A 12,151-nucleotide genomic window follows, 5' to 3' on the forward strand; every position below is an offset into this window, starting at 1 on the left:
GCCGGGCAATCCCTGATGATTGCACTTTTTTAGGGTTTGCTCCCTCTCCCTGTGGGAGAGGGTTGGGGTGAGGGCAAGGTAAACGCAAAAAGGCAATGACAATGGCCTTTTTTAGGGTGTGCTCCCTCTCCCTATGGGAGAGGGCCGGGGTGAGGGAAAACAGGCGCACTCAGCTGTACTGGCGTACCCGCGCCAGCAGCTCGTCGACGCTGTCGATACGCTCGGCCAGCACAATCAGCGCTTTGCCGAGGGTAATGGCGTGGCGCAGGCATTCATGGCGCATGGCGTCGTCCTGGATAGTGTCGATATCCGCGACGTGCGACAGCCCGACGCTGCGGCGGATCAGTTCGCTGCCGCAGAAGCCAACCGCGTCGGCCCAGACTTTCTTCAGAAAGGCGGAAGCGTAGCCGGGGTAAGCCAGGGCCGCGTCGCGGGTTTTCTCCGCCGCCAGCGCCTGGAAGCGTTCGGCGAAGGTGGTCCACAGCTGGTGGATATCGTTCAGTCGCTGCTCGCGTGCGGCGGCGGCGTCGCGAATGCCGAGCTGGCCCGGCAGGCCGCAGTAGTTAAGCAGCAAGTTGCCGATGGCGGTGCCGATATCGAAGCCAATGGGGCCGAAATAGCCGAACTCGGCGTCGATGGCCTTCAGGCTGCCTTCGGCAACGAAGATCGACCCGCTGTGGATATCGCCGTGCAGCAGCGCTTCCGCATGGGCAAAGAAACGATGCTTCAGCGCCGCCACCGCCAGCTTTAGCTGGGCGTCGTCGCGCAGGACGGCAACATCGGCCTCCAGCTCCGCCGGGTAGTTATTACGCTCGTGGATCTGATACGGGTCGTTAAAGAACAGATCCTCGGTGATCTCGCACATCGCCGGGTTACTAAACTGCGCCACCTGCGCTTTTTTCTCGTGGGGATGGAGATAGAAATCGCTGGTGTGGAACAGCACCTGCGCCAGATAGTCGCCAAGCTGGCGGGCCGCCTGCGGGTAGTAAACGTTAGCGATAAGCTCCCCGCGCCAGATGCGGTGGTCGGAAAGATCTTCCATCACCATCACCGCCAGCTCGGGATCAAAGTGATGGATTTTTACCGTGTGCTGCGGGCTGTGCTGATAGTGGGCGACCAGGGTCTGCGCTTCCAGACGGGCGCGGTCGAGGGTCAGGGGCCAGGATTCGCCGACACAGCGCACGTAGGGCAGGGCCTGTTTGACGATCGCCCGGCTGACGCCCTGGCGATCGAACACTTTAAACACCAGATTGAGGTTGCCATCGCCCACTTCCTGCGCGCTGACCAGCTCCGATGGGTTGTCGATGCCGGCGAACTGCTGCGCGTAAGCCACGGCATCGTGGGCGGTGAAGGTATGGTATTGCGACATTGCCTCGATCCTCGAATTCTGATTAAGCCGTTCAGACGTCTATACTTCTGGATTCCATCCTGACACAATGTGATACAACAACGCAACAGGGATTTAACGACATGCAGACATTACAGACCACCAGCCTGCGGGTGAGTGAAAATCAGCTTTTTATTCTCGACCAGCAGGCCTTGCCGCAGGAGAAACGCTGGCTGGCGGCGGATAACGTTGCGCTGCTGGTGGACCATATTCATGCCCTGCGGGTGCGCGGCGCGCCGCTGATTGGCCTGTCCGCCAGCCTGCTGCTGGCTCTGCTGGCCCAGCGCGGCCTGAACCGGGATGTACTCCAGCAGGCGCTGGAGACGCTGCGCGCGGCGCGGCCGACGGCGGTCAACCTGATGAATAATCTGGATCGCATGAAGCAGGCGCTGGCCCGGGAAGATTACCCGCAGGCGCTGGAAGCGGAAGCTTTGCGTCTGGTCGAAGAAGATAAACAGCTGTGCGACCGCATCGCTGAGGCGGGCAGTGCGCTGGTGAAGCCCGGCAGTCGACTGCTGACCCACTGCAACACCGGTGGCCTGGCGACCGCCGGGGTAGGGACCGCCCTGGGGGTTATCGCGCTGGCGCACCGGCAGGGAAAGGTGGCCAGCGTGTGGGTCGATGAAACCCGGCCGCTGCTGCAGGGCGGACGTTTAACCGCCTGGGAGCTGGGCGAGCTGGGCGTGCCGTATCAGTTGATCACCGATTCAATGGCCGCCAGCCTGATGGCGCAGGGGCAGGTGGATGCGGTGTGGGTCGGCGCCGACCGTATCGCTGCCAACGGCGACGTGGCGAATAAAATCGGCACCTATTCCCTGGCGGTTTTGGCCCATTATCACCAGATCCCGTTTTACGTCGCTGCCCCGCAGACCACCCTCGACCGCCATTGCCCGAACGGCGCGGCGATCCCCATTGAGCAGCGCGCGGCGGCGGAAGTGACCGGGGTGGCGGGCAGCTTCGGCGCGGTACAGTGGGCGCCGACGGGGGCTGCCGTTTACAATCCGGCGTTCGACGTCACGCCTGCTGGGCTGGTGAGCGGCTGGGTGCTGGACAGCGGGGTGGTCACCCCGGCGCAGGTCGCCGCCGGGGCGTTTGCGCCGGACAATGGATAGCCGACACCGTGCCGGGCCTGGAAAAAATGGCTTTCCCGGGCCCGGGCAAGCGCTGCATTGCTACGGCAGGACCATGGCTACCGCCGGGGCGGATGACCGGTCGATACGCTGACCGAGGGCGGTAATAGCCGCCTGGAAGGGACACAGCGTACCGACGTCGGTCTGACGGCAGCCCGGCTGACGCCACTCCTGACGCAGCATCGGGTGCTGCGCGTCCGGCGTCTGCAGACGACGCAGGTCGTCGAGGCCTTGCGCCTGGAAATAGACCCGCAGATAGCGTTCCCCGCTCTTCGCGTTGCGCCAGCGCTCCAGCACCAGGCTACTGCCCGGCGGGATATTTCCCCGGCTGTAGCCCGGCAGCTGCCAGCTAAAGTTCATCAGCGTGCGCACCATGGCGATATTGGTGTCATGGGCCACCAGCAGCAGCCAGCGTACGTTCGGATTCGCCTCCGGTTTGACGCCGTCGAGCATGGCGTTGAGCAGCACCGACCCGCGTTTTTGCGCGGTATACAGCACGTCGTTACTTAGATCGTAGTTTTCCGTTAACAGCGGCAGCAGGGCGGTGATCTGCCTGGCCTGGGTGATCTTGCCCCACGCCAGCTGGCTGAGAGGCAGGTTTTCACTCCAGCCGAGACGCAGCGTCTCCACCATATTGGCCATCACGCTCAGTCCGCTAATAGTGGTTTTCCCGCTTTTGCTCTGCTCCACCTGCCAGGGGGTGTCGAAGATCGGGCAGGGTTTATCGGCCTGACAAACCGCCTGTTGCAATAGCTGGATGGCCGGCGCCAGCGCCTGCCGACGCTGCGCCAGATCCCCGGCCTTCTCTTTCACCGCCGCCAGCTGGCGGGCGGGGTCGGTTTGCGTGGCGGCGAACTTGTCGGTCTGAAACAGGGGATCGGCATCCCCGCTGACATAATGGATAGCGACGCCGCAGCCGGGGAAGGCGCCATCCACCAGCGCCTGGGCGGTCGCCCGCGTCCGCTGCAGCGGGCTGGCGCGCACGTAAATCGACTCCGCCGTCGGGCATCCCGCCTGCAGCAGGCCGAGCTGGCGATAGTGCTGGCCTTCCTCACGTCCTTTGTTAACCACGGCGGCATAGCCATGGCCGGTGAGCTCGCCGTCATGGGTGGTCCACTCGGTCCACGGTCGGCCGGTGGCGGCCTCGATGGCTTCCCGGTTGCCGGCCGTCGGCGGACGAATACCGTGGCGGCTGAGCTCGACCACTTTCTCCAGCTGCCAGTCCGCGGCGGCGGCAGATTGCAGCGCCAGCAGCGGCAGCGCGCAGGCGATAAACAGGCGTAACAGCCCCTGATGTCTTGCAGGCATCATATCTTCTTCCTTATGCGTTAATCGGTTATGAGGAGAACGAGGTCTGCCGTTCGACGGCATGGCGCCGGGCGACGATGGCGGCAGTGGTAAAACAGAGTAGCGCGGAACCCAGACCGGTACCCACCCAGAACAGCGCCAACGTGCTGAAATCATACAGCGTTTTGCCGTTCTCAAGGATAGCCGTTTTATCAATAATGATCCCGGTGAGAAACTCGCCCAGGCCGGCGCCGGCGTAGCTGGCGATGCCGATGGTGCCGAGCGCGGCCCCGGCGGCTTTGCGCGAGGAGATATCGACGGCGATCAGCCCGCCGAGGAAGCAGGTCAGGGCGCCAATGGTGGCCCCGAAGATAATCATCGCCAGAATATCAGTGTAATAATTGTGCGGCGACCAGAGCATCAGGGCGAAGCCGGCGGTGTTCAGCAGGCTGATAAACCCGGCCATCACGCTGCGGTTGCGTGGAAAAAAGCGGTCGGAGAGCATGCCGGCGATGATGGTCCCGGCGATGCCGGCGATGGCGTTGACGCCGATAATCCCGGACGCCTCCAGCGTGGAATAGGCTTTATCCTGCTCGAGAAAGAAGATCCCCCACGAGTTGACGGCGTAGCGGTCGATGTACATAAAGGCGGAGGCGAGGGCGAGGGTCCACAGCGCCGGGTTGCGCAGCGCCAGCAGCTGGTTTTTAAACACTGAGCCGCGGGCTTCGGCCTCCTCCTGCGGTTCATCGCGGATGACGTTGATGGACGGGAAGCCACTGCTCTGCGGCGAATCGTGCATGAACAGCACCAGCAGCACCACCCCGGCGGCGCCGAGCGCGGCGGTGGACAGGTAGCCCATCTGCCAGCCAAATCCGGCGATCACTGCGGCGATCACCATATAGGTCACCGCCTCGCCGATATTATGCGCCGTCGACCAGATGCCATAGAAGGTGCCGCGCTCCTTAACGCCGTACCAGCGCGCCAGCGAGACCGCGCAGGGGCCGACGCCCATCGACTGGGCCCAGCCGTTGATCCCCCAGAAGATGGCCAGCAGCAGGGCGTTGGTGGTCATCCCCATCATCAGGTTCATCCCGGCGCTGAGCAATAAACCGAGGCTCATATAGCGCACCACGTTGGCGTGATCGGCGATAAAGCCGTTGACCAGCTTGCCGATGGCGTAGCTGAAGAACAGGGTTGAGCCGATCATGCCCAGCTCCGTCGGGGTGATCCCCAGCTCCACCAGCGCGCTTTTGGCGACGGTGAAGGATAACCGGCAGACGTAAAAGGTGACGTAGGCCAGGGTCATGGCGATAAAGGTTTGCCAGCGCACCCGGCGAAAACGCTGTTCATCAAACGCGGCGCCCGCTTTCGGCGGCGACGCCCGGAAAAAAGCGATAATTCCAGACATAGGTGGTTCTCCGCAGGTCGGAGGCCTGACTGATTGATGTGGTTCGTCCGTGAGTGAAGTTATCGTTACTGTGTAGAGTACATAATCAGAGATAGCCTGACCCGTAAGGGTTAATGTAAGGGTTGTGGGATCATCTTTTTCAGCTGCGGGTAGAGCGTCTGGCTGGCCAGCAGCAGCGGATTGCCGCGCTGGATCCCCTCCTGCGCCAGAAAATCGTTGCTGGCGCCGCCCGCTTCGCGCATCAGCACCAGCCCCGGCAGAGCGTCCCACGGGTTCATGTGCGGCTCGTAGTAGCCAATCAACCGGCCCGCCGCCGCCCAGGCGCTCATCAACGCCCCGGAACCGTTGCGGATAAACATGCCGCCGTCGCTGAGCAGCGCCTGCAGAAACGGCAGAAAGTCCGCCGGGGTGACGCGATGCGAGGTGCCGACGCCCATCACGCCCTCTTTGACCGTCGTCGCGGGGTGTGGACGGATCGGGGCGTCGTTGAGCCAGGCGCCATGGCCCCGCAGGGCGTGAAACAGCTCGCGATGGTTGGGGTCGTAGACCACGCCGATGACCGGTTCGCCGTCGGCGACGATCGCCAGCGACAGGCACCAGGTGTGCAGGCCGTTGAGGAAACAGCTGGTGCCATCGATGGGGTCGACCACCCACAGGATCCGGGCGTCGGGCAGGCGGGTGCCGCTCTCTTCGCCGAGAAAGCCATCTTGCGGAAACGCGCTCTGAATGCGCTGTTTGACAAAGGCCTCCACCCGTTTGTCGGCCACGCTGACCACATCCTGCAGGTCATTGCCTTTATGGTCGACGGTCAGCGCCTCGCGCTGTTGATAGTATTCAAACGCCAGCTCAGCCCCCGCTTTCGCCAGCTCGCAGGCCAGACGGTAGCGGGCCTGTAGCGCTTCTGATTCCTGAGATTGCATAGTGACTCCCTATTTTGCACACGTGTGCATTTTGCGTGAAAAAAACAGCCCCGAAGGGCCGAATGAGTGTGGCCGGGTTTCGCAGAAGATTCTGTGATCGCTCCAGCATAAAATGATTTTTTCATTTCGCACTATGACGAATAATTAGTTTCACCGGCACTTCGCGATGGCGTGAGGGCAGGCTGAAGCGGGCGATCCGCGTCATCAACAGATCCACCGCGTGGTGCGCCAGCAGGGCGGTATTCTGCTGGACGGTGGTGAGCTGATAGGGCTGCCAGTCCGCCTGCGGGATATCGTCAAAACCGACGATGGCCGGCAGCGGGGCGGGGGCGTCCCGCAGGCCATCCAGGGCGCCCAGCGCCAGCATATCGGTGGCGCAGAACAGCGCCTGCACTCCGGGGTTTTCAGCAACCAATTCTCTGGCGGCCTGGTAGCCGGCCTGATAGCCGCCGCCGTCGCAGAAGCGGCTGATCACCGCCATACCCGACGTCCGGGCGATGAAAGCCTCATAGCGCTGGCGGGTGCTGAAGTTCTCGCGATTTTCACCAATAAAGCCAACCTGCTGCCAGCCTCGACGACTAAACAGATCCGCCACCAGCTTCGCCCCCTGGGCATTATCGCTGCACACCCGATCGCAGCCGGCGAGGTCCGCATGGCGGTTGATCAGGGTGACGGGGATCTTGCGCGCCAGATACTCTTCCGCCAGCGACAGCGGCGGCGCGCCGGAGGTGATGATCACCCCGGCGACGTGATAGCTCAGCAGTTGTTTAAGCGAGGGGGCGAGCTGCTGCGGATCGTCAGCGTTCATCAGCAGCGGCATAAAGCCATTGAGCGCCAGTTGATGGACCAGCGGCGCCAGCAGTTTGCTGCGAAACGGGTTGTCGAAACCGGCGGTGACGATGCCGATAAAATTACTGCTGCCAGTGATCATCGTCCGGGCGATGATATTCACCTGATAGCCCAGGGCTTCCGCGGCGCTCAGCACCTTCTGCCGGGTCTTCTCCGACACCGAGGCGCCGGGGGTGAAGGTGCGGGAGACCGCCGAGCGCGAGACGCCGGCCAGTCTGGCCACGTCCTCGGCCTTAATCCATTTTTTATCGCTCATCGTCGTTTCGCGCCGTCTGTTTTCCAGGAAGCCGACGCCCGGGCGGGCGTCGGTCACGCACACTGCCTGAAAAGGTATCACAGAAAGGCGCCGACGCGCAGCGCCTTGCGCCTTATGCCGGGTAGCGGATGTGCTCCACCTCACGCTGCAAAATCACCTTGCCGTGGCGAATGGAGGTCAGCACCCGTGCCTGACGACGGACGGCCTCGTAGTCGTTTTCCGCATCGAGGATCAGCAGGTTCGCCGGGCGGCCTTCGGCGAGGCCGTAGTTATCGCCCAGACACAGCGCCCGGGCGCTGTTGTCGGTGACGAAGTCGAGGCAGCGCTGCAGATCGTCATAGCCGAGCATATGGCAGATGTGCAGCCCGGCATCCAGAATGCGCAGGATATTGCCGTTCCCCAGCGGGTACCACGGATCCTGAATCGAGTCCTGGGCAAAGCAGACGTTGATGCCGGCGCGATCCAGCTCCGCCACCCGGGTGACGCCGCGCCGTTTCGGCCAGCTGTCAAACCGGCCCTGCAGATGAATGCTTTCGGTCGGGCAGGAGATAAAGTTGATGCCCGAGGCTTTCAGCAGGCGAAACAGCTTCGAGCAGTAGGCGTTATCGTAAGAGCCCATCGCGCAGGTGTGGCTGGCGGTGACCTGCGCCCCCATGCCGCGCACCCGCGCCTCCTCCGCCAGTACTTCAAGGAAACGCGATTGCGGATCGTCGATTTCATCGCAGTGGACATCCACCAGGCGGCCGTAACGCTGGGCGAGGTCCATCAAAAACATCACCGAGCTGACCCCTTTGTCGCGGGTGTTCTCATAGTGCGGAATGCCGCCCACCACGTCGGCGCCCATCTCGATGGCGCGGGTCATGAGTCCGCGGCCGTCGGGGTACGATTCGATTCCCTCCTGCGGGAAGGCGACAATCTGCAGATCGATAAGATCGGCGGCCTCTTGTTTCACCGCCAGCAGCGCCTTCAGGGCCGCCAGCGACGGATCGGTGACATCCACATGGGTCCGGACGTGCTGGACGCCGAAGTCGCGCAGCATGCCGATGGTTTTCAGCGCCCGCTGGCGGGTGTCCTCCGGGGTAATACTCGCTTTGCGCTGGCTCCAGCGGGTGATGCCTTCAAACAGGGTACCGCTGCGGTTCCACTCCGGCTCGCCCGCGGTGAGGGTGGCGTCAAGATGGATATGCGGCTCGACGAAGGGCGGGATCGCCAGCCGGCCCTGGGCGTCGATATCCCCGTCGTCGGCACTCTGCATCGCGGCCTGGGCCGTGATGCGGTGAATCATCCCGTCCTGCAGGTCAAGAGTAAACAGCGCCTCCTGGCGGCGCAGGCGAGCGTTAATAATTTTCATGGTGGGTCCTGTAAATGGTTTTGCGATAAACGCCAGATCACCAGCGCGACCGAGGCGTTGAGATGAAACTGGGGGTGGCTGACCGGGTAGCCGGTCAGTTTTTCAATACGCTGGATGCGCTGATGCAATGTGTTGCGATGCAGGCCCAGCCGGTCGGCGGCCCGCACCACGTTGCCGTTCTCCTGCAGCAGCGTCTCGAGGGTCTCCAGCAGCAGCCATGGCGCTTTGCGGCCCGGCTCGATCAGGCAGCCCAGAGTGTCGTGCATAAAATCGTTGAGCAGCGCCGGGTCGCTGACCGCGGACAGCAATTTGATAAACCCCAACTGCTGATAGTCGCTGATACGCTGGGTCGGCCGCAGGGTATCGCACAGATCCAGCGCCTGGCGCGCCTGCGACAGCGCCCGCGGGTAACCCTGCAGCTGCCTGACCGGTGCGGAGAGGCCGCAGAGCAGCGACAAACCCTCCTCTCCGTCCGCCAGCGCCTGCAGCCACTGCTGCAGCCATTTTTTCTGCTGAAAGCCTTCCCCCTCCTCATCCGGCAGCAGGAAAAGAAACATATTGCTGCGCTCCAGCAGCGGGAAGGGGTTGCCCTGCTGGTTGAGCTGCTGCTGCAGCTGCTGACGCACGCAGCGGTGGGCCTGCAGCAGCCAGGCTTCGGCCTGCTCGGGCGGGAACTGGCGAAACAGGCGGGACAACCCCTCCAGACGCAGCGCCGCCAGCCGCAGCGGACGGGTAAAATCGAGCTGCTGATGGAGGGCGCGCTGATGGAGCATCTGCAGATCCGGATAGTCGCCGGTGACCAGCTGCATCAGAATGTCGCGCTGTGACTGCAGGGCGTTTTCACTGCGGACCAGCGCGGTGCCGATGCGCTCGGTGACAATTACCATCTTCAGCAGGTAGGGCTGCTCAATCAGCGGAATGCCCAGCTCGTCGGCAAGGGCGATCAGCGTGGCGGGAATGGCGTGGATATAGGCCTCGCCGGTGAGAATCACCATCCCGGCGATGCCGCGCTGTTTTCCCTCCATCAGCAACTGGATCAGGTTGGCTTCATCACGGGGATGGTTGATGCCGGTAATAAAGACCAGCTCGCCGCCCATGATCCACTCGGCGATATGTTCATTTTCCGCCACGTAGTACCAGCGTACGGCCCGCTGCAGCCCTTGCTTTCCCGCCCGCAGACGCAGGGCGGAGAGTCCCTCAAGGGCCAGCAGTTCGCTGACCGTCAGACTCATGGCTCCTGCTCCGCGACGGCGGCAGGCTGGCGTTTGCTTAGCAGGCTCAGGACGATATAGACCAGCGCGGAGACGGTGATCCCCACCAGCGGCGCGATCCACGGTGACAGATAAGCCACCACCGCGCCGGCGGCGTAGGCGCCGAGCCCCAGCCAGTTAAAACGCGGCAGGCGGGCGTTCTGCAGCAGGGGATAGCGCCCGCCGCGGGCGAACCAGTAGTCGGCGAGGATCACCCCGCCAATGGGCGGAATAATACTGCCCAGCAGCACAAGGAAGGGGATCAGCATTTCATACATACCGCCAATAGCGAGCACAATGCCCACCCCGGCGGCGGCGAGGGTCAGCGTCCGGCGACGTTCGCTGCGCAGCAGATGGCAGGCGGCGGCGGAGACGTTATAGATGGTGGGCCCCTGAATGGTCAGCAGGTTGAGACACAGCATGATCACCGCGGCGACCGACAGCCCTTGCAGGATCAGAACTTCCACAATATCGGCCTGTTGATAAACGATGGCGCACCAGGCGCCGGCGACGATCATCAGCCCGTTGCCGATGAGGAAGCTGCCCATGCTGGCGAGAATGGCGGTCCGGCTGGAGTTAGCCAGCCGGGTCCAGTTCGTCGCCTGGGTGGCGCCGCTGGCGAAGGTCCCGAAGACCATGGTGATGGCCGCCGACCAGGTCATGGTGTCGCTCGGGGCAATATGGGTCATCGCCTGCCAGCCGCCGGCGTGGTGCAGCGCCAGATACATGGAGACCATCAGCAGCACAAACATCAATGGCACCGACAGGCGCGACAGCGCGTCCAGTCCCTTGTAGCCCACCAGCGCGGTGACGCAGAACAAAATACCAAACAGCACCATCAACGGCTGGGTCAGCGCCTCGGGCAGGGCGAGGATCTTCACCAGCGAGATAGCGACCGTGGCGGTGCCCCAGGCGTACCAGCCCAGTTCGGCAAAGCCAAGAATAAAGTCGGCCAGCTTGCTGCCGATCTCCCCGAAGCAGAACCGGCCCATCAGCACCGTATTCAGGCCGCTGCGCGCGGCGATCCAGCCCAGCGACGCGGCATAGAGGGCCAGCAAGGCGTTGCCGATGACGGCTATCCACAGCAGATTGACGATGGAAAAGGAGACGCCGAGTTTGCCGCCGGCAAACATCGTGCCGGTGAAAAAGGTAAAGCTGAACAACACCATGGCGATGGAAAATACGCCTTTGCGTCCGGCGGCGGGCGCTTCGACGAGGGGAAAATCATTGCTGTTTGACATCCTGGAACCTCTGGCTGGTAGATGGGCGGTGATAGCCGGAAGTAGCAAGAGATGTGCCAGGAAAAACCGAGCACGGGGAATATCACAGGATGTGCACAGTGCACAGTAATGATGGGGTAAAGACGATGAGATGCCATTTTAGTGGGCATCCTGCCATGTTTTGCACCAGTCCAGGGCAGAGGAGGGCGGCGAGCGCATCCCTGGCGCAGGAGGAGAATTTCAGCCAGGGCGATCCGCCAGTTTTTGGCCAGCGAGTAGTGGAGAATAGCGGTGTACTGAAAACGGTTGGTTAAATCACTGTGAATAAAGGTTATTTAATATGCTTTTATGGTATAACCATTTGTCTTGTGTGTGTTTCCTGAAATATTGTCCCCTCCGGTTAGCGGTGTTAGTATCGGATAAATAGCCATTTAGACGGCTAAATAAATCATCGCTAACCTAAGGAACTGCTATGTGGCAAGAAAGACTCGCGCAACTGGTCACCACCTGTCATTGGATCGGCGCGAAAGGCTGGGCGCCGGCGACCGGTGGCAATATGTCGGTGCGTCAGGATGACACCTGGTGCTGGCTAAGCGAGTCGGGCCGCGACAAAGGCAGCCTGACGACCGAGGATTTTCTGCAGGTTGAGATCGCCACCAACCAGGCGCCTTCCGGACGGAAGCCGTCGGCCGAGACCGGCCTGCACACCCTGGTGTATCGCCTGTTCCCGGAAGCCAACGTGGTGCTGCATGTGCATACCGTCAACGCCACCGTGCTGTCGCGCATCGAAAAAAGCGACACGCTGGCGCTGCAGGGGTATGAAATGCAGAAAACCCTTAGCGGGCAGCACAGCCATTTCGATACCGTTCCGGTCGCCATCTTTGATAATGACCAGGATATTGACGCCCTGGCGGCGCGGATTGCCGATTATGCGCAAACGCGCCCGCTGCGCTACGGCTTTCTGCTGCGCGGCCACGGCCTGACCTGCTGGGGGAAAGATATTCAGGAGGCCCGCCGTCAACTGGAGGGGCTGGAGTTCCTGTTCGAGTGCGAGCTGATGCGCCGCCGCTACGAGCCCTGAGCCGGAGCAGGT

At 62.4% G+C, this 12,151-nt stretch carries 10 protein-coding genes; 2 read left to right on the forward strand and 8 right to left on the reverse strand.

The features are described from left to right. Positions 1–169: 169 nt before the first annotated feature. On the reverse strand, positions 170–1,369 hold the full coding sequence (mtnK, locus tag AS136_RS03810; protein WP_016160472.1) for an S-methyl-5-thioribose kinase: 1,200 nt from the start codon (positions 1,367–1,369) through the stop codon (positions 170–172). 101 nt (positions 1,370–1,470) lie between these two features. On the opposite strand from mtnK, the gene mtnA reads away from it, so the two are divergent. Then, on the forward strand, positions 1,471–2,499 hold the full coding sequence (mtnA, locus tag AS136_RS03815; protein ID WP_063266669.1) for an S-methyl-5-thioribose-1-phosphate isomerase: 1,029 nt from the start codon (positions 1,471–1,473) through the stop codon (positions 2,497–2,499). Between the two features lie 60 nt (positions 2,500–2,559). Here the strand turns inward: mtnA and AS136_RS03820 are convergent, their stop codons facing one another. The 7 genes from AS136_RS03820 to codB all read right to left on the reverse strand — a co-directional run bounded on the left by AS136_RS03820 (position 2,560) and on the right by codB (position 11,079). Continuing rightward, complete coding sequence (locus AS136_RS03820) at positions 2,560–3,828, reverse strand: histidine phosphatase family protein (protein WP_008805600.1); 1,269 nt, start codon at positions 3,826–3,828, stop codon at positions 2,560–2,562. 25 nt (positions 3,829–3,853) lie between these two features. Further along, complete coding sequence (locus tag AS136_RS03825; RefSeq protein ID WP_012968715.1) at positions 3,854–5,212, reverse strand: MFS transporter; 1,359 nt, start codon at positions 5,210–5,212, stop codon at positions 3,854–3,856. 110 nt (positions 5,213–5,322) lie between these two features. Next, positions 5,323–6,132 carry an inositol monophosphatase family protein gene (locus tag AS136_RS03830; protein ID WP_008805602.1) on the reverse strand — a complete coding sequence of 270 codons (810 nt, stop codon included), beginning with the start codon at positions 6,130–6,132 and terminating at the stop codon, positions 5,323–5,325. A 121-nt stretch (positions 6,133–6,253) separates the two neighbouring features. Next, positions 6,254–7,204 (reverse strand): LacI family DNA-binding transcriptional regulator, encoded by a 951-nt coding sequence (locus tag AS136_RS03835; protein ID WP_162499995.1) that lies wholly within the window; start codon positions 7,202–7,204, stop codon positions 6,254–6,256. A gap of 145 nt (positions 7,205–7,349) precedes the next feature. Next, positions 7,350–8,588: a cytosine deaminase gene (gene codA / locus AS136_RS03840; RefSeq protein WP_023322218.1), complete on the reverse strand. Its 1,239-nt coding sequence runs from the start codon at positions 8,586–8,588 to the stop codon at positions 7,350–7,352. Continuing rightward, entirely contained in the window at positions 8,585–9,820 is a 1,236-nt protein-coding gene (locus AS136_RS03845; RefSeq protein WP_023322219.1) for a PucR family transcriptional regulator, read from the reverse strand. Before AS136_RS03845 ends, codA begins: the two co-directional genes overlap by 4 nt. Further along, positions 9,817–11,079: a cytosine permease gene (gene codB, locus AS136_RS03850; RefSeq protein WP_012542474.1), complete on the reverse strand. Its 1,263-nt coding sequence runs from the start codon at positions 11,077–11,079 to the stop codon at positions 9,817–9,819. Before codB ends, AS136_RS03845 begins: the two co-directional genes overlap by 4 nt. 451 nt (positions 11,080–11,530) lie before the next feature. Between codB and AS136_RS03855 the strand changes: the two genes are divergently transcribed. Further along, a complete protein-coding gene (locus AS136_RS03855) occupies positions 11,531–12,139 on the forward strand; it encodes a methylthioribulose 1-phosphate dehydratase (RefSeq protein ID WP_023322221.1) in 609 nt (202 codons plus the stop codon). Positions 12,140–12,151: the final 12 nt, after the last annotated feature.

It is taken from the genome of Klebsiella sp. D5A (assembly GCF_001620885.1).
In the GTDB taxonomy this organism is placed as follows: Bacteria; Pseudomonadota; Gammaproteobacteria; order Enterobacterales; family Enterobacteriaceae; genus Klebsiella; species Klebsiella variicola.